This window comes from Nocardia rosealba, assembly GCF_020216065.1.
Taxonomy (GTDB): domain Bacteria; phylum Actinomycetota; class Actinomycetes; order Mycobacteriales; family Mycobacteriaceae; genus Nocardia; species Nocardia rosealba.
Genome location: NZ_JAIWNA010000002.1, coordinates 58,166 through 76,696, shown reverse-complemented (window position 1 = coordinate 76,696; position 18,531 = coordinate 58,166). Strand labels below are relative to the sequence as shown.

15 protein-coding genes are annotated in these 18,531 nt (G+C 67.2%); 9 read left to right on the top strand and 6 right to left on the bottom strand.

The genetic code is table 11. The features are described 5' to 3' along the window. Positions 1 to 2: 2 nt before the first annotated feature. Positions 3 to 2,387, bottom strand: coding sequence for an ATP-binding cassette domain-containing protein (locus tag LDL21_RS07130; RefSeq protein ID WP_225279307.1), 2,385 nt, complete (start codon positions 2,385 to 2,387; stop codon positions 3 to 5). Positions 2,388 to 2,469: 82 nt separating this feature from the next. After that, a complete protein-coding gene (locus LDL21_RS07125) occupies positions 2,470 to 3,258 on the bottom strand; it encodes an LLM class flavin-dependent oxidoreductase (RefSeq protein WP_225279306.1) in 789 nt (262 codons plus the stop codon). 143 nt (positions 3,259 to 3,401) lie between these two features. Between LDL21_RS07125 and LDL21_RS29750 the strand changes: the two genes are divergently transcribed. Both LDL21_RS29750 and fdhD read left to right on the top strand, forming a co-directional pair. Beyond that, positions 3,402 to 3,536 (top strand): hypothetical protein, encoded by a 135-nt coding sequence (locus LDL21_RS29750; RefSeq protein WP_255674474.1) that lies wholly within the window; start codon positions 3,402 to 3,404, stop codon positions 3,534 to 3,536. Positions 3,537 to 3,663: 127 nt separating this feature from the next. Beyond that, entirely contained in the window at positions 3,664 to 4,515 is an 852-nt protein-coding gene (fdhD, locus tag LDL21_RS07120) for a formate dehydrogenase accessory sulfurtransferase FdhD (protein ID WP_181698675.1), read from the top strand. On the opposite strand, the gene LDL21_RS07115 is transcribed toward fdhD, so the two are convergent. The 3 genes from LDL21_RS07115 to LDL21_RS07105 are packed head-to-tail and all read right to left on the bottom strand — an operon-like array spanning position 4,505 to position 7,206. After that, positions 4,505 to 5,140 (bottom strand): DUF1345 domain-containing protein, encoded by a 636-nt coding sequence (locus LDL21_RS07115; protein WP_225279305.1) that lies wholly within the window; start codon positions 5,138 to 5,140, stop codon positions 4,505 to 4,507. The genes fdhD and LDL21_RS07115 overlap by 11 nt on opposite strands. A gap of 47 nt (positions 5,141 to 5,187) precedes the next feature. Beyond that, on the bottom strand, positions 5,188 to 6,105 hold the full coding sequence (locus LDL21_RS07110; RefSeq protein WP_225279304.1) for a LysR family transcriptional regulator: 918 nt from the start codon (positions 6,103 to 6,105) through the stop codon (positions 5,188 to 5,190). A gap of 6 nt (positions 6,106 to 6,111) precedes the next feature. After that, positions 6,112 to 7,206, bottom strand: a complete 1,095-nt coding sequence (locus tag LDL21_RS07105; protein WP_225280304.1) for an FUSC family protein — start codon at positions 7,204 to 7,206, stop codon at positions 6,112 to 6,114. Positions 7,207 to 7,491: 285 nt separating this feature from the next. Between LDL21_RS07105 and LDL21_RS07100 the strand changes: the two genes are divergently transcribed. Next, entirely contained in the window at positions 7,492 to 9,810 is a 2,319-nt protein-coding gene (locus LDL21_RS07100; RefSeq protein ID WP_225279303.1) for an FdhF/YdeP family oxidoreductase, read from the top strand. A 19-nt stretch (positions 9,811 to 9,829) separates the two neighbouring features. Here LDL21_RS07100 and LDL21_RS07095 read toward each other — a convergent pair whose 3' ends face one another. Then, complete coding sequence (locus LDL21_RS07095) at positions 9,830 to 11,275, bottom strand: hypothetical protein (RefSeq protein ID WP_225279302.1); 1,446 nt, start codon at positions 11,273 to 11,275, stop codon at positions 9,830 to 9,832. Between the two features lie 97 nt (positions 11,276 to 11,372). Between LDL21_RS07095 and LDL21_RS07090 the strand changes: the two genes are divergently transcribed. The 6 genes from LDL21_RS07090 to LDL21_RS07065 all read left to right on the top strand — a co-directional run bounded on the left by LDL21_RS07090 (position 11,373) and on the right by LDL21_RS07065 (position 18,450). After that, entirely contained in the window at positions 11,373 to 12,425 is a 1,053-nt protein-coding gene (locus LDL21_RS07090; protein WP_225279301.1) for a Dyp-type peroxidase, read from the top strand. After that, entirely contained in the window at positions 12,426 to 13,223 is a 798-nt protein-coding gene (locus LDL21_RS07085; RefSeq protein ID WP_225279300.1) for a family 1 encapsulin nanocompartment shell protein, read from the top strand. Positions 13,224 to 13,337: 114 nt separating this feature from the next. Beyond that, positions 13,338 to 14,834: a cytochrome ubiquinol oxidase subunit I gene (locus tag LDL21_RS07080; protein WP_225280303.1), complete on the top strand. Its 1,497-nt coding sequence runs from the start codon at positions 13,338 to 13,340 to the stop codon at positions 14,832 to 14,834. Positions 14,835 to 15,006: 172 nt separating this feature from the next. After that, positions 15,007 to 15,918, top strand: coding sequence for a hypothetical protein (locus tag LDL21_RS07075; RefSeq protein WP_225279299.1), 912 nt, complete (start codon positions 15,007 to 15,009; stop codon positions 15,916 to 15,918). A 117-nt stretch (positions 15,919 to 16,035) separates the two neighbouring features. Beyond that, entirely contained in the window at positions 16,036 to 17,397 is a 1,362-nt protein-coding gene (locus LDL21_RS07070) for a cytochrome P450 (RefSeq protein ID WP_225279298.1), read from the top strand. Between the two features lie 30 nt (positions 17,398 to 17,427). Beyond that, entirely contained in the window at positions 17,428 to 18,450 is a 1,023-nt protein-coding gene (locus LDL21_RS07065) for a DNA topoisomerase IB (protein ID WP_225279297.1), read from the top strand. Positions 18,451 to 18,531 lie beyond the last annotated feature (81 nt).

The following is an 18,531-nucleotide window of genomic DNA, read 5'->3' as shown; positions in this document are numbered from 1 at the left end:
GGTCACAGCACCTGCGCCAGGTAGGGGGCGGTTCGGCTGTCCGGCGCGGCCGCGACGTGCTCCGGGGTGCCCTCGGCGACGACCCGGCCGCCGCGGGCGCCGCCGTCGGGGCCCATGTCGATCACGTGATCGGACTGTGCGACCACGATCATGTCGTGTTCGGCGACTACCACGGTCGCGCCGGAGTCGACGAGCGAATCGAGTTGGGCGAGCAGCACTTCGGTGTCGGCGGGGTGCAGCCCGGTGGTCGGCTCGTCCAGCAGGTACAGCGTGCCCGCGCGCCGGGTGCGTTGCAGCTCGGTCGCCAGCTTCACCCGCTGGGCTTCGCCACCGGACAGTTCGGTGGCGGGCTGGCCGAGCCGCAGGTAGCCGAGCCCGACATCGAGGAGCGTGTGCAGCGCGCGGTGCACCGCGGGCACGTCGGCGAAGAACGGCTCGGCCTGCTCGACGGTCATGTCGAGCACTCCGGCGATCGTCGTGTCGCGGTAGGTGATCTCGAGGGTTTCGGGGTTGTAGCGGGCGCCGTGGCAGTCCGGGCACGGGGTGTAGGTGCTGGGCAGGAAGAGCAGTTCCACGGTGATGTATCCCTCGCCCTGACAGGTGGGGCAGCGTCCTTCGGCGACGTTGAAGGAGAAGCGGCCGATGCCGTAACCACGTGCTCGCGCCGCAGGCGTATCGGCGAAGAGGGCCCGGACAGTGTCGAACAGACCGGTGTAGGTGGCCAGGTTCGAACGCGGGGTGCGCCCGATCGGCGCCTGATCCACCTCGACCATCCGGTTGACGGCCGAGTCTGCTTCGGCACCCGCCGAAATCGCCCGCAGCAGACTGGTTTTGCCCGCACCCGACACCCCCGTCACGGCGGTGAAGACCCCGAGCGGCAGGTCGACATCGACACCGCGCACGTTGTTGATCTCGATCCCACGCAACTCCAGCGTGCCACTGCGCACGCGCGGCACCCGCGGTTCACGCGACACCTCGTCGAACAGGTAGCGCCGGGTCACCGAATCGGGCACCGCGCGCAGACCGGCCACCTCCCCGCTGTAGAGCACCTGTCCCCCGTTGACGCCGGCCCCCGGACCGACATCCACCACCCAGTCCGCGTGGCGCACCACATCCATGTCGTGTTCGACGAGAAGGACACTGTTGCCGGACTTTTCGAGTCTGCGCAGGACCGTGGTGAGAGCGGCGGTGTCGGCGGGGTGCAACCCGGCCGAGGGTTCGTCCAGCACATAGACGACGCCGAACAGCCCCGACCGCAACTGCCCTGCCAACCGCAGGCGCTGCAGTTCGCCACCCGAGAGGGTGGGACTTTCCCGGTCGATGCCGAGGTAGCCGAGGCCGAGTTCGATCAACACGTCCAGCCGGGAGGTGAGGTCCTGGGTGAGTACGGCCACCGCGCCGGTGCCGGTGGTGTAGGGCCGGAGTACCTCGGCCAGTTCGTGCAACGGCAATTCACCGAGTTCGGCGATGTTGTAACCGGCGAAGGTCACCGCAAGCGATTCGGGCTTGAGCCGGTGTCCGTGGCACAACGGGCACACGGTGGTGTGCAGGAATTCAGCGGCCTTGGCCCGGGTCTTGTCGCTCTTGGATTCGGCGTGCGCTTTGAGCAGCAGCCGACGGGCGCTGCTGAAGGTGCCCTGGTAGGGGCGGTGGATACGGTGGGCCTCACGCTCTGGATGCACGGTGACGACGGGCTGTTCGTCGCTGAACAGGATCCACTCACGGTCGGCCGCATCGAGTTCGCGCCAGGGGCGGTCGATGTCGTAACCGAGCGCGGCGACCACATCGCGCAGATTCTTGCCCTGCCAGGCGCCGGGCCACGACGCGATCGCCCCCTCCCTGATGCTCAGCGACGGGTCGGGCACCATCGATTCCTCGGTGGCTTCGTGGATCACGCCCTGCCCGTGGCAGCGCGGACACGCGCCCTCGACGGTGTTGGGCGAGAAGGCATCCGAGTACAGTCGATTGGTTCCCGCCGGATAGTGCCCGGGCCCGGTCCGCGCGGGCCCCTCCGGGTAGTCGCCTTCGCGCGACATCAACAGCCGCAGCGTGTTCGACAGGGCGCTCACCGTGCCGACGGTGGACCGGGACGACGGCGTGGACCGGCGCTGGGCCAGCGCCACCGTCGGCGGCATCCCCGAAACCTCGTCCACGTCGGGCGCTTCGACCTGATTCAGCAACCGACGGGCATACGGTGCGACCGACTCCAGGTACCGGCGCTGCGATTCGGCATAGAGCGTCCCGAAGGCCAGCGAGGACTTCCCCGAGCCCGACACACCGGTGAACGCGACCAAGGCATTACGCGGCAGGTCGACATCGACATCGCGCAGATTGTGGACCCGGGCGCCACGCACCCGAACCGAAGAATCGATCTCACGCGAATCCACAGCTATCGACCCTACTCCCTGCGATGCGGTGCTACCCGCCGTTGGCGGGTAGCCGAGCCCTGCTGTCTCATCGCCCTTCTCGTCACGGCCCCCGCCGCACGACCGACAGCGCCTCGGCGCGGGAGACGATCATCGGCAGCGAACGCAACCACCAGGTGGCACCCGCGCGTTCGTAGGCATCGCGGTTCTCGTTCGCGGCCACCGCCACGTCGAAGCCGGTCAAGTCGCCGCGGTGTTCGGCGATGATGTCCAGCATGTCGGCCAGTTGCGCCGGGCTCGCCTCCGGGCACAGACCGTCGTATCTCGCGGCGCGACGCAGGGGCGCTTGTCGCACCGACTGCGCGGCCACCCAGATCGGTATGCGGGGCTGTTGCACCGGTCGCGGCAGGAACTGCAGGCCGTCCACCTCGTAGGCGGGTCCGTGGTGGTGCACGGGCTCCCCGGACCACAGCGCGGTGATCACCGCGAGCGATTCGTCGAGCAACCGCGCGCGTTCACGTGCGCCACCGACCTCACCGAGACGGGAGAATTCGCCGGTCGCGTCGGAGCCGAGTCCGACCCCGAGCACCAGTCGACCACCGCTGAGCAAGTCGAGTGCGACGCTCTCTCGGGCGACATCGTGGGGTCGCCTGCGCGAGAGCGGCGTGACCCTTGGCCCGAACACCACCCTGGTCGTCGCGGCCGCGACGGCGGCCAGACCGATCCAGCAGTCGCCCACGGCGAGGTCGGGTTCATCGGCCCGCGCCACGTGGTCCCAGACGAAGACGCCGTCGAATCCCGCCGACTCCGCTTCGGCAGCGATTTCCGCCAGCACCCGCGGATCGGCGAGCTCACCGAACGGCGGCAGGTACACCCCATGGCGCAGCACCATATCCGCAGCATAGAGCGCCGGATCCGGTTCCGCCCCGACTCGCCGACAGATCTGGTGCAGCCGCGATCCCGTCCTGGGGATGCCACCCCCCGCTATACAGTGACCGGCAGCTTCCGCCTACATCGTCCGGCGAAAGAGAGCACATGACGAAGCCTCGGAATGTTCGCGTGCGCAGGATCTACGAAGACCCCGAACCGGCCGACGGTCGACGCGTTCTCGTCGACATGAGCGAGGCGACGGTACTCGCCGACATTCTCGACGGGAAGCAGACCACGTAACCGGTGTCCGGGGACGATAAGTCACGGTTGTCGACCGATCGGAGAGGCGACTTTGACGCGGATCGCCCGGCACCCTTGACTGTCGGTGAGCAGTGCCTGCGATCCGACCAGAGAAGCGGAGAACACAGTGGGACGAGTGACCGTGCGACGACCTGTGCTGCGCATCAGGGACGGCGTCCACAGCGAACGTCCCGACACCCTGGTGAGCGAGGAACCCCTCGAGATCCGGGTGGGCGGCCGCCCGCTGACCGTGACCATGCGGACGCCGGGAAACGATTTCGACCTCGCGGCAGGCTTTCTGGTGAGCGAGGGGGTCGTTCGATCGCCGGATCAGATCGCCGGAATCCGCTACTGCGCGGGCGCGACCGCCGAGGGCACCAACACCTACAACATCGTCGACGTGGTCCTGGCACCCGGTGTCGCCGCCCCTGACCCGTCGCTGGAACGCAACTTCTACACCACGTCCTCCTGCGGACTGTGCGGCAAAGCCAGCCTGGATGCGGTGCGCACCGCTGCGACCTGGTCGGTGGCAGACGATCCCGTGCGCTGCCCGCCCGAACTCCTGGCGACCCTGCCGGACCGGCTTCGCGACGCGCAGAAGGTGTTCGACACCACCGGCGGATTGCACGCGGCCGGACTGTTCACCGCCGACGGATCGATGCTGTACCTGCGTGAGGACGTCGGCAGACACAACGCGGTCGACAAGGTGATCGGCGCCGCCGTGCGGGCCGCACTGCTGCCGTTGCGCGAAACCGTTCTGATGGTGAGCGGACGGGCATCCTTCGAACTGGTACAGAAGGCGCTCATGGCGGGCATTCCGGTATTGGCGGCGGTATCCGCACCGTCGTCGCTGGCGGTTGACCTCGCTGCCGACAACGGGTTGACCCTGGTCGGGTTCCTGCGCGGCGATTCGATGAACGTCTACGCCGGTGCGCAGCGATTGGCGACGGACCACCGCCATCGGATGCTCATTCGCTGACGATGCCCGCGACCAGGTTGATCGTCGTCGCGAGGATGACGGTGCCGAAGGCGTAGGACAGCAGACAGTGCCGGAGCACGATGGAGCGGATCCCTGCCTTCGTGACGTTGGTGTCGGAGACCTGATAGGTCATGCCGAGGTTGTAACTGAAATAGAAGAAGTCCCGGTAGGCAGGCGGTGCGTCGGAATTGAAATCGATTCCGCCCGTTGGCGTTTCGTAGTAGAGATATGCATAGCGGGCGACGTACATCAGGTGCACGGCCGCCCATGCCGCGAACACTCCGCCCAGGGCCGTCGCGGCCGCGATATGGCCTTGCGCGGATCTGCCGAGCACGAGGATGAGGACGATGGCGACGAGCCCGCTGAGCGCGGCGACGACGACCGACGTCTCCTCGATCAACGGCTGGAAGTCCTCGCGCCGGGCATTGGATCTGGTCCGCTCGGCATCCATCGGCCAGAGCACGAACCAGCCGGCCACGACGAAAATCGTCGCGGCAGTGGCGATACCGGTCAGCACACCGAGTGCCGGTCCGCTGCCGATACCGACGGCCGCTCCCGCCGCGGCACCGAGCACGACAGAACCGAGCAGGCGGGTGACCGCCGACAACAGCAACGGACTGCTCATGGCGGTGCAGCGTACCCAACGGTCCTCGACGATCGCGTGATCGTCGGTCAGCCCGGTGCGGGCTCGCCGAGCACAGCGTCCAGGTCGGCGGCGCCAGCGGTCGTGACCAGCGCCCTGGCCAGTACCGAGCCGGGCTCCCCCGCCGCCGTGACCAGCACGATCTCGGCGGAGACGACCGGGTCGGCGAGAGCGAGTGCCCGAACTCCGGCGGGCGCGGGCAAGGTTCGCAGCCAGGGCTGCGGCACGACACACGCCCAGCGACCGGTGCTCACATGCGCGAGCAACGCGACCACGGAATCGGTCTCGACCTGCGGCGTAGCGCGCAGTCCGTGCCCGGCGAGCGCCTCGTCGAGGAGCTGTCGTCCCCGCATTTCCTTGTGCAGCAGGCACATCGGCATTTCCAGCGCCTCGGCCCAGGCGATCGTTCCGGTGCGTCCCGCCAGGAGTTCGGTGCCTGCGAGCAGCACGTGCCGTTCGGTGTAGAGCGGGGTGCGGGTGAGCCCGCCGGTTTCGATCCCTTGCGCGTAGATGATGCCCGCGTCGAGTTCGTACCGGCGGATGCGCTCGACGATGTCGAGTGAGCGCAGTTTGGTTTCCAGCCGCACCCGAACCAGCGGATGTTCGACACAGAACGGGTCGGTGAGCAGGGCGACGGTGCTCGATGCCGCCGGAATCACGCCGATCCGCAGTTCCCCGGTCAAACCGGTTTGCAGGGCGGCGACTTCGTGTTCGAGCGCGTCGCGGTCGGCCAGGATCCGCCGGGCCCACAGGACCAGCCGCTCCCCTTCCGGGGTGAGCCCCTCGAAGGTATGTCCCCGCCGGACCAGCGGCACGCCGAGCTCGTGCTCGAGTTTGCGCAGCGCTTCGGACAGCGCGGGTTGGGATACGTAGCAGGACTTGGCCGCACGGGCGAAGTGACGTTCCCTGGCGAGCGCCACGAAGTATTCGAGCTGACGGAAGAGCACGTCTGCCTAGTTGTCTCGGGCGTCGGCCGCCGCATTACGCGCCGGGGCGATCTCGAGCGCGTTGTCCGGGTACGGTCCCATGACGACAGTATGCGGGGCCGGATCCCGGATCAGCAATGCGACAGCTAATCCCACGGCCACGCCGATCACCGTGTCGAGACCGCGCTCGGTGAGCATGGTGAGCGGATCGGTCGGGTCGGCGAGCTCGGTCATCGCCATGATCAGCGGGGTGAAGAAGCCGAGCGCCAGCGCGTAGTGGCGGGCCATGAACAGCTCGGTCGGATACAGCAGCGCGATGATCGCGAGCCCGAGCACCGCCGGGCTCGGTCCCGGGATCAGCAGCGGTGTCGCCACGAGCAGGCCGAGGAAGGTGCCGATCACCCGGTGCATCCCCCGGGTCATCCGGTCGCGCGAGGTCGCCGCCGCCAACGGCACGGCCGCACCGGCCATGGCCCAGTTGGCATGCCCGACACCGAGCAGCAGACCGATGCCGCCGGACACCGAGATCGCCAGTGCGTAGCGGCCCGCCTGGGTCGTCGAGTCGATGCCACGGCGGTGGGGTGGACACCGGGTCGGCACGTCGGTGGCCGTACCGCGCCGCACCCTGCGGGTGGATTCCAGGTATCCGACGGCGACGCACAGGATCGCGGTGCCGGCGCAGACCAGCAGCGCGGTGACCGGATGACGCTGGGTGTCGGCCACCATCGCGATCGCGCCGAAAGCGAAGATCCCGAAGAACGGGCCCTCCGGTCGCAACCCGAGCCGGTCGGTGACCGGCGAAGCCACCGCGGCGAACACGGCGACGGCCGCGACCAGCACCGCGGGCGGAGCGTGCAGCCGACCGAGCAGAATGCCCGCCCCCACCGCGCCGACCAGCATCACGGCGGCCTCGCACTGGTGGGCGAGTCGTTGCCGCGGCGCTTCGGCGAACCCGTACATGCCGGTGAAGGAACCGAATACCGCGTAGATGAGCAGGTCGGTGCGTCCGGCGGCGACGAGCATCAGGCCGGGGATGGCCAAGCCGACGAAGACGCGGGCGGCGGGCAGATGATCGATCTCGGTGACGAATCGCCGAAACACCGGGCGCGCCTGGTTCAGCATGGTGCGCAAGATTCCTCCGAGGGTCGGTCGCGGGCACGCCCGTCGGACCACGGTGCATGAATCGCTCCGGGGGCGTCAACCGGCCGAAATCGGGCACATCGGGCGAATTCACGGCGTACGCGGCGACGATAAGCCACACCTATCGAGCAGTCGAAAGTCGATCTTGGCCATGGCCGCGCGCAACGGCGACGATAGTGACGGCCCGCCTACCTCGAATCGTGGCTCTCCGGGGAGAGAATTCCGGCGGACGGGAAGACCGGCTTCGCAATCGTCGAAGGGACTGTCATGACCGATGCGTTTGGAGAGTTCGACCCCGACGACGGCCCGAGCGGTGCTCGCGACCGCGCGGCGACCCCGGAATTCAAGCCGTACCATCATCCGGCCGCCGGGTGGGGCGCAGCGAAAGCGGTCACCGAATTCATGATCGGCCAGGAGAAAGAGCCGCTGCTCGGCACCCGCGCCATCATGAAGATGAATCACGAGAACGGTGGTTTCGACTGCCCGGGATGCGCGTGGCCCGATTCGATCAAGGGCATTCATCTCGACATCTGCGAGAACGGCATCAAACATGTCACGTGGGAGATGACGCACAAACGGGTGACGCGGGAATTCTTCGCCGAGCATTCGGTGGCAGAACTGTCCACCTGGAGCGACCACGACCTCGAGAATCAGGGCAGGCTCACCGAGCCGATGCGCTACGACCCGGTCACCGACCATTACGTCCCGATCAGCTGGGACGACGCGTTCGAGATGGCGGGCAAGGCCTTACGCGAACTCGACGACCCGAATCTGGCGGCCTACTACACCTCGGGCCGGCTCGGCAACGAGGCGACGTTCCTCTATCAGCTGATGGCCCGGGAGCTCGGCACGAACAATCTGCCCGACTGCTCGAACATGTGTCACGAGGCGAGTGGACGTGCGCTGCAGGCCGCGCTCGGGACCGGTAAGGGCACCTGCGATCTCGAGGACTGGGAAACCACCGACGCGCTGTTCATCCTCGGCGTCAACGCCGCCTCCAACGCACCACGCATGCTGACCGCCCTCGCCGAGGCCGACCGGCGGGGCGCGCAGATCGTGCATATCAACCCACTCGTCGAAGCCGGTGCGACCCGCACGATCATCCCGCACGAGATCCTACGGATGGCGACGTTCCGCACGACCGATACCTCGACACTGAACCTGCAGCCGCGCATCGGCGGTGACTTCGCCCTGATGCGTGGCATCGCCAAGGCCGTGTTCGAGGAATCCGAATCCGATCCCAAGGCGCTCGATCACCAGTTCATCGAGCGCCACACCCACGGCTTCGAGGAATACCGCGCCGTCGTCGAGGCCACGCCCTGGTCGACGATCGAGGAACAGTCCGGGCTCACCGAGGACGATGTCCGTAAGGCCGCGCGCGTGTACTGCGAGGCCGATCGAAGCATCATCAGCTGGTGCCTCGGGGTAACCCAGCACGAGCACGGCGTCGACACCGTTCGCGAGATCGTGAACGTGCTGCTGTTGCGCGGCAATCTGGGGCGCGAGGGTGCCGGTCCGTCGCCGGTGCGCGGGCACAGCAATGTGCAGGGCAACCGCACCTGCGGCATCGCCAACAAGCCGGCGGCACAGTTCCTCGATCGGCTCGACGCGGCCTGCGGCATCACCTCACCGCGCGCCGACGGTTACGACGTCGTCGCCACCATCGAGGCGATGCAGGCCGGGAAACTGAAGGTGTTCATGGCGATGGGCGGCAATTTCGCGCTCGCCGCACCCGACACCGCCTACACCTACGAAGCCCTGCGCAAATGCGACCTCACCATCCAGGTGAGCACCAAACTCAACCGCAGCCACCTCGTGCACGGCACCGAAGCCCTGATCCTGCCGTGCCTGGGGCGCACGGAAAAAGACATCCAGCGCGGCGGGGAACAGCGGACTTCGGTCGAGGACTCGATGGCGATGGTCCACCTGTCCAAGGGCATGAAGAAGCCTGCCTCCCGGCATCTGCTGTCCGAACCGGCCATCATCGCCGGAATCGCGAAAGCCGCGCTGCCACAGAGCAAGACGCCGTGGGACTACTATGTCGCCGACTACGACCGCATCCGCGACACCATGTCGCAGGTGCTCGACGGATTCGAGGATTTCAACCGGCGAGTGCGTCTGCCGCTCGGCTTTCGCATCAAGCAACCGGCCCGGGAACTGATCTTCCTCACGCCCTCGGGCAAAGCCGAGTTCTCCTTCGCCGATCTGCCCGACCTGACCCAGGAGCCCGGCATTCTGCGCCTGGCGACGCTGCGTTCACACGACCAGTGGAACACCACCATCTATTCCGACAACGACCGCTACCGCGGCATCAAGAATCTGCGCACCCTCGTTTTCATGAACGACGACGACATGCGCGAACGCGGCCTGTCGCAATTCGACGACGTGGATATCACCAGCATCGCCCGCGACGGCAGCACCCGGTCGGTCCACAACTACAAGGTCATCCCCTACGACATCCCCCGCGGTTGCGCAGCCGGATACATGCCCGAACTCAATGTGTTGTGCGCGATCGGCGACATCAGCACCCAAAGCGATCAGCCGATCATGAAGAACGTGAAGGTCACCATCACCCGCTCGGCCTGAAGCCCGTCACCGACGAAATTCAGCGACCGATTCGGACGATGCCGGTGGTTACTCCCTGGAGTACCTCGCCGTTGCGCAGGATCAACGGCGAGGTTTGCAGCGGGTCGGCGAGCATGGTGGGTGGCAGGTCGTTTCGGCTCACCACTGCGCCGTTCTCGGGATCGATGACGGTGAAGGAGTAGGCGTCGAGGGGTGTCGTGTTCGGTGTTCCGTCGCGGGTGACCGTGTAGATCAGTCCGTCAGCTGTCGAGATGTGCGGTACCGCTGCACTGCGCACCGTGTTCTCCCAAACCGTTCGGCAGCCGTCGCGGTCCACGTCGACGCGCGTCATGCCGCCGGTGAACGGCGCTGTTGCAGGTTGCGCCGGACCCGCTCCCTCCGGCACCGCCGGGTACGGATAACCGTAGGTGGAGGCCACGAAGACCGAGCCGCCGATGCCGATCGGCGAATTCTCGCTGCCCGCACCGCCTTCGGTGAGTACCGGCCGAGTGCAGACGAGTTCGCCACTGCCGGAACGGAATACGAGCACCTTCACCTGATCGGCGGCGTTGTCGACGATGGTGAGATAGTCGGCGCCGGTATCCGGGCCGAAATATGTCGGCGTCGACCCGGTGCCCCACGACAGCTGCCCCGGTTTGCGGGCCGGGCCCCGGTCGTAGGCCGCGCGCCACAGCCGCACCGGCTTGTCCGAAGCATCGGTGCCGAATTCGTAGAGCGCGTGCGTGGTCGCGACCGCTACCCGGCCGCTCGGCGCGGAGGAGATGCTGTTGGCCACCTTCTCCTCGGTAGGCAGAGTCAGCGTGGCGATCACGCCTGCCGCGGTGACTGTTCCGACGATGCCGTTCTCCGTCGCGAACCACACGGTGCCCGACCAGTCGGGCACCAGGCCGGTGACACCGTCGTCCGCCGGAATGGCCGTGGTCAGGTCGACGGCTTCCACCACCCGCAATTCCCATCCCCTGGCGCCGCGTTCGTGGGCGATCCGCAGGAGCATGCGGTTGCCGTCGACCACGACCAGCCGGTCGGCGTGGTCGAGATAGGCGTACACACCGCCGAGCAGTCCACCTTTGGCCAAAGTCAACTGTGCGAGCGACCCGGACATCGCCGACCCGGTATCCGGAATTCCCCCGGCGGACGGGTCGATCAAGTGCACTACCGGCGCACGATCGGCCACCGCCGTACACAGCGCCACGACGAGCCCGTCGGCGCCCTGCAGCAGGGTCGGGCAGGCCGCCCCGAGTGGGTACCCGCCGATACCTCGCGCGCCCGGCCCGGGTCCCGCGTGCGGCACCGCGTCCGACGATCCCGCGTCGCCGTGCATGGTCGCCGTACCCGTCGGTCCGAGAAACGGATTCGGCCCGGCGAGCGGCCCCCAGCCGGGCCCGGCCGTGCCGGTGCCCAAGGACAACACAGCGATCGCGCCGAGCACGAGCAGAACTGATCGGCTGGTATGACGAGCGAACATGGGGCAGATATTGCCGTATTCCGGCGAAGGGGACACACTGCCTGACACGCACCGATGAAGCACATCCCGAACATCGGTGGGCCGTAGGCTGACCGCCATGGGTGAGCCACAGCGGGTCCTCGTTCCACTCACACAGGCAGCGATCTTTCTCGTCGCCACCATCGATGAGGGCGGTGAGGCTGCGGTCCGCGAGCTCCTGGCCGAGGTCGACGACCTGCGCAAGTCGGTCGGTTTCCGCACCCCGGATCAGAACCTCAGCTGTGTCATCGGTATCGGACACCGCGCCTGGGGCCGGTTGTTCACCGGTCCCGAACCCGCCGAGCTGCACGAATTCCCCGGCTATGCCGGACCGGTGCACTCCTGCCCTGCCACCCCGGGCGACCTGCTGTTCCACATCAGGAGCGAGATGACGGGCACCTGTTACGAATTGGCGATGGCGATCGCGACCAGGCTGCGCGACGCGGCGACCGTTGTCGACGAGACATCGGGGTTCCGCTACTTCGAACAGCGCGACCTGCTCGGCTTCGTCGACGGGACCGCGAATCCGGAGGGCGGCGCGGCCGAGGCGGCAGTTCTCGTCGGCGACGAGGATCCGGCCTTCGCCGGTGGCAGTTACGTGATCGTGCAGAAATACCTGCACCCACTCGACGAATGGAATGCCCTGACGATCGAGGAGCAGGAGCTCATCATCGGGCGGACCAAACTCAGCGATTACGAATTGCCCGACGATGTGAAGCCACCCAGCTCCCATGTCACCATGAACACGATCGTCGATGCCGACGGGGTTGAGCACGATATCGTGCGCGCGAATATGCCGTTCGGCACCGTCGGAGACGGCCAACTGGGCACGTATTACATCGCCTATTGCGCCACGCCGTCCGTACCGGAGAAGATGCTCGAGCGCATGTTCCTCGGCACCGACGAAGCCCCCTACGACCGTATTCTCGACTTCTCGACCGCTGTCACCGGCAGTCTGTTCTTCGCTCCGTCCGCCGATTTCCTCGGCGATCTGCCTGATGCACCCGCATCCGTCGCCGACGAAGACGCCGATATCGACGTTCCCGAGTTCGCTCCGGTCATTGCCGCCGAGGCGGCCCCGGTGGTCTCGGACGGTTCGCTCTCCATCGGGTCCATGAAAGGGAGTAACTGAATGAACAACCTGCATCGCGAACTCGCGCCGATCACCGACGAGGCCTGGACACAGATCGAAGAAGAAGCCACCCGCACGTTCAAGCGCAATATCGCCGGACGCCGGGTCGTCGACGTGTCCGGCCCCCGAGGTGTGGCCTATTCGGCGCTCAACCGGGGCAGGCTCACCCCGGCCGACTCCCCCGACGACGGTGTGCAGGCACACCAGCGCGTGGTGCAGCCGCTCGTGGAACTGCGGGTGCCCTTCACCCTGCAACGCTCCGAACTCGACGACATCGAACGCGGCGCCCCCGACGCCGACCTCGACAACCTCAAAGACGCCGCCCAGAAAATCGCCTTCGCCGAAGACCGCGCGATCTTCGAAGGCTATGCCGCCGCGGGCATCACCGGCATCCGCGCCGCCGCCTCCAACTCCCCCGTCGCCCTGCCCGGCAATGTCGTCGACATCCCCGACGCCGTTTCCCATGCCCTCACCGAGTTGCGCCTGGCCGGCGTCCAGGGACCGTATTCGGTACTGCTCAGCGCCGACCTCTACACCAAGGTCAGCGAAACCTCCGACCACGGCCACCCCATCCGCACCCACATCGAACGCCTCATCGACGGCGAGATCATCTGGGCACCGGCCATCACCGGCGGATTCGCCCTCACCACCCGCGGCGGCGACTTCGAACTCGCCATCGGCCAAGACCTCTCCATCGGCTACCTCAGCCACGACGCCGAAACGGTGCGGCTGTACTTCCAGGAGACCTTCACCTTCCTGGTCGAGACCTCCGAAGCAGCGGTATCGCTCGGGTCCTGAACCCCGCCCGCCGAGAACACCACGTTCGACGCTCCTCTGGACAACGGCGCACAGGCGTCTGCTTCGGCGACAGTTCATAACGACGGCAGGAGACCGACGATGAGTACGCTGGCGATGAGCACCGTCGATATCTCGAGGTGGCAATTCGGTATCACCACGGTGTATCACTTCATCTTCGTACCGCTCACCATCGGTCTTGCTCCCATCGTCGCGGGAATGCAGACCGCGTGGGTCGTCACCGGCGACGAGAAATGGTATCGGCTCACCAAATTCTTCGGCAGATTGTTCCTGATCAATTTCGCGATCGGCGTGGCCACCGGCATCGTGCAGGAGTTCCAGTTCGGGATGAACTGGAGCGAGTACTCCCGTTTCGTCGGCGATATCTTCGGCGCCCCTTTGGCTTTGGAAGCATTGGTCGCCTTCTTCCTCGAATCGACCTTCATCGGACTGTGGATCTTCGGCTGGTCCCGGCTGCCCAAACTCGTTCACCTGGCCACGATCTGGCTGGTGGCCATCGGGGTGAACGCGTCGGCCTATTTCATCATCGCGGCCAACTCGTTCATGCAGCATCCGGTCGGTGCGCGATTCAATCCCGAGACCGGCCGGGCCGAACTGGACAGCATCTGGACGTTGCTCACCAACAACACGACGCTGGCGGCGTTCCCGCATGTGGTCGCCGGTGCGTTCCTCACCGCGTCGGTGTTCGTGGCCGGTATCTGCGGCTGGTTCATGGTGCGCAATATGCGCAGCGGTGACGCGGTGAAACAGTCCGAAGCCACCACGCTCTGGCGTCCCGCGGCCCGCGGTTCGCTGTATGTGGTGGCGGCGTCGATCGTGGTGGTGGCACTCACGGGCGATATCCAGGGCAAGATCATGTTCGATCAGCAGCCGATGAAGATGGCCTCGGCGGAATCGCTGTGTCACACGGCGACGGACCCGAAGTTCTCGGTGCTCACCGTCGGCACACACAACAACTGCGACAGCGTGGAGCACCTGATCGAGGTTCCGTATGTGCTGTCGTTCCTTGCCAAGGATCAGTTCACCGGCGTGACCTTGCAGGGCGTCGAGGATCTGCAACGTTCCTATGTCGAGCAATACGGGCCGGGCACTTACCGGCCGAATCTGTTCGTCACCTACTGGTCGTTCCGCACCATGGTCGGCCTGCTCGCCGGCCCGATGGTGCTGCTGCTCGCCGGTTTCTGGGCGACCCGAGGTGGTCGCGCCCCCGACCGGCGCTGGTTCGCCTGGCTGAGCCTGCTCGCCATCCCGACGCCGTTCCTGGCCAACAGTGCGGGCTGGGTGTTCACCGAGATGGGGCGCCAGCCCTGGGTGGTCGTTCCCGACCTCGCGGGCGACCTCACCATCCGCATGACCGTGGACCAGGGTGTCTCGGACCACGCACCGGGCACCGTGCTGTTCTCACTGATCGTGTTCACGGCGCTCTACGGTGCGCTCGCGGTGGTCTGGTATTACCTCATGCATCGGTACACCGTCGCGGGCCCGGCGCCGGATTCGACCACGTCGCAGCACGACGATTCCGGCCCCGACGACGGCAGCGGTGGCGGCAAACACCGCGCCGAACCTGTCGAACCGCTGTCTTTCGCCTACTAGCGCGCCGATGGTCCGACGCCCGTTCGGCGGCGTCGACGATCGTCGGCTCGGGAGCGATCGACGGTCGGAGCAGTAACGCCAGGCCCTCTGAATCCGACCGCAATGGTGTGTGGTGGGCTTTGGGCGACGGGACGGAGGGCAAGTGGCAGCCGGTCGGATGAGACGAACCGCGGTGGCAGCCGGGGCCGCGGGTGTTCTCGGGCTCCTCGGCTACTGCGGGCTCGCGGCTGCCCAGCCCACACCGTCGCCCGGGGGCCAGGTCGCCGTCGCGGGGCTCGGCCCTACGGACACCTCGCGATTTCCCGACAGCCCCGCGATCCGGTTCGTCGCCGAACCCGGAGACCACGGGAACGGCGGAGGCAACGGGAACTCGGACCCGGGAAGCGGCAACGGTAACCAGGGCAACGGCGGCGGCAACCAGGGCAACTCCGACCCTGGTAACGGTAATCAAGGCAACGAGGGCGGGAACCAAGGCAACAACGGCAACCCGGACCCCGGTAGCGGAAACGGCAATCAAGGCAACGGCGGCGGCAACCAAGGCAACAACGGCAACCCGAACCCCGGCAACGGGAACGGCAACCAAGGCAACGGCGGCGGCAACCAAGGCAACAACCCCGAGAATCCGCCTGAACCACAAGCCCCTGCCCCGCAATCCGCCCCTGCGGCCCCTGCCCCGGACGCTCCCGCACCTGCCCAGCCGGAGGCTCCTGAGCCGAACGCGGGCGAATCCGGCGGCGCTCCCGGCGCCGGCGGGCCCGGTGGTGGCGCACCAGGCGGTGGTGGCACACCACCTGCCGGATCAGGTTCCGGCGGTGACTCGGCCCCCGCACCCGCCCCCGGTGGAGCAGCCGATCCTCCCGCTGCTCCCGCACCCGGCGGCAGTCCGGCGGTCCCCGCCCACGACGTCACACCCACCAGCGACACCGGTCTCCTCCCCGACCCGAACCTTCTCTCGGTGATCGGCGGTCTGCTGGCCCTCGGGCTAGCAGGCGGCGGTTCGGCCGCGGTCAGTTTCCAGGGCGCCGCCCAGGCACAGGCACGTGTCGACGCCGCGAGAGCGGAGTTCTTCGGCTCACGTGCGTAGTACCCGGTTTCCACCCGGAATCGGGCGGGTCGTTTAGACGGTCCTTCGCGTGGAATGACCGCAAGTAGCTCGCGTGCCGGCACACCGACGCCGGCATTCCGCTGCTCAGGAGGTCACATGCCGGGTCATCGGTTGAAAGGTGTCCGCGCGGCGGCGACGCTGGCGGACCTGGGGTTCGCCGGATTCGCCGCGGGCGTCATCGCCCGTCGCCGCCGGATGATGGGGATACTGGAACGCACGCAGGCGGACAGTCGTGCCGTCCGGCGGATGTATTCGCTGCGTGACGAATTCGGTTCGGGGCCGGTGGAATTGGTATTGCCCGGTCGACGGGTGGTCGTGGTGACCGATCCCGCCGATGTGGGCAGGGTGCTGGCGCAAGCACCGTCACCGTTCGATCCGGCGAATCGGGAGAAGCGCGCCGCATTGCGCCAATTCCAGCCGCACGGTGTCCTGATCTCGGAGGGCCCGATCCGCGAGGAGCGCCGGGCGGTGAACGAAGCCGCGCTCGAGACCGGCCGTCCGCTGCACCGGCTGGCGACCCCGTTTGCCGAGGTCGTCGCCGACGAAGCGGCCCGGATGCTGACGGCGGCCTCCTCGACCGGCACGCTGGACGCCGCACAGTTCACCACCGCGTGGTGGCGGCTGGTCCGTCGGCTGATCCTCGGCTCCTCTGCGCGCGAGGACCACGAAATCACCGATCGGCTGTGGCAGCTGCGTTCGGCGGCCAACTGGTCATTTCTCGTGCCACAACGCCGTCGCTCGGGCGAGAAGTTTTCCGAGAGCCTCTACCGCTATGCCGAATCCGCGGAGGAAGACAGCCTCCTCGGCGCGCTCACCGATGTATCCGCCTCCGGTGCAACGGATCCCGTCGGCCAGGTACCGCATTGGCTGTTCGCCTTCGACGCGGCGGGGATGGCACTGAGTCGCGCGGTGGCATTGCTGGCCACCCATCCCGAACAGCGCGCCGCGGCCGTCGCCGAGGCACAGAACGCCACGACTCCGGCGACACTCCCCTACCTCCGGGCGTGTGTCCTGGAATCGGTGCGGCTGTGGCCGACGACGCCGCTCATCCTGCGCGACGTCACCGAGGACACCGTCTGGCACGACGGCGAGGAGCGTTTCACCACCGAGGCCGGTGCGGCGCTGCTGATCGCCGCCGTCGCGTTCCACCGTGACCAGCGGTCGCTTCCGTTCGCCGACGATTTCGTTCCCGACATCTGGTTGGACGGCCGTGCGAAGGACTACCCGCAGTTGGTCCCATTCAGCGCCGGACCCGCCGCCTGCCCCGGGCAGGACCTGGTGCTGTTCGTCACCAGTACGTTGCTCGGGGAAATGCTGCGCGCGGCGCGGTTCGAGCTGACCTCGACCCCACGTCTCGATCCGTCGACACCCTTGCCGTTCACCCTCGACAACTTCGGCCTCGAATTCCGCGTGGAATCCCGGCCCGACGCGCCGATCCTTAACACGTCGATGTCCTGACCCGCCCGGTGGCAGCGAACAGGAGGTTTCGTGCGCTTACGGCGAAGCACTCCCTACGGCCCCGGGATCCGGCGAGTCACCCGGGGTCGTGGTTTCTCCTACCTGACCACCGACGGTGAACAAGTCTCGGACGAAGACCTGCTCGAGCGGATCAACGGCCTGGTGATTCCGCCCGCATGGCGCAAGGTGTGGATCTGCCCGCATGCCAACGGTCATATCCAGGCGGTCGGTGTCGATGCCGCCGGCCGCCGCCAATACCTGTATCACGAGCAGTGGCGTCGGGAGCGCGACGAGGAGAAGTTCGATCGCGTCCTCGATCTGGCCGGTCGTCTGCCTCCGCTGCGCGACCGGCTGACCGCCGATGTGCGCCGCTCCGGCCTGCACCGGCACCGGGTGGAGGCCGTGGCCATCGGGTTGATCGACCTCGGCGTGTTCCGGGTCGGCGGCGAGGAGTACGCCGAGGAGAACGGCACCCGTGGCGTCGCCACCCTGCTGCGCGAACAGGTGCGCGTCGAGGGCGAGCAGATGCTGTTCGACTATGTCGCCAAGGGCGGCTTGCGTCGTCGCGTCCGGATTCACGACGCTGATCTGACCCGCGCGGTCGCTTCCCTGCGGCGTAGTCGCGCGGATTCGCCCCGGCTACTGGTCTACCGCGACAAGAACGGCTACCGAGAACTGCATGCCGACGACATCAACGCCCGTTTCAAAGCACTCACCGAAACGGACTGCACCGTCAAGGACCTACGGACCTGGCAGGCCACCGTGCTGGCCGCCGAGGGTTTCGCACACGCCGAACCCCCGACCTCCGAGCGTGCGCGCAAGCGGGCCGAACGCGCCGTGATCGCCGAAGTCGCTGCGGCGCTGGGCAATACGCCCGCCGTGGCCCGAGCCTCCTATATCGACCCGAGGGTCGGTGAATCGTATGCCGACGGAGTCACGATCTCCCGAGCGCTGGACAGAGCCGCCCGCGTGGGCACCGACAGCGAGCGCCGAGCAATCGTGGAACGGGCAGTACTCCGGCTACTCCGGCGCGCCGCCCACCGTGAGTCATGATCCGGTACTCCGGCCACCGACGCCGGCGTTCCCAGGATCGATCGGGAATGCACACCGGGGCCGCGAACAGGCAGCCACCGG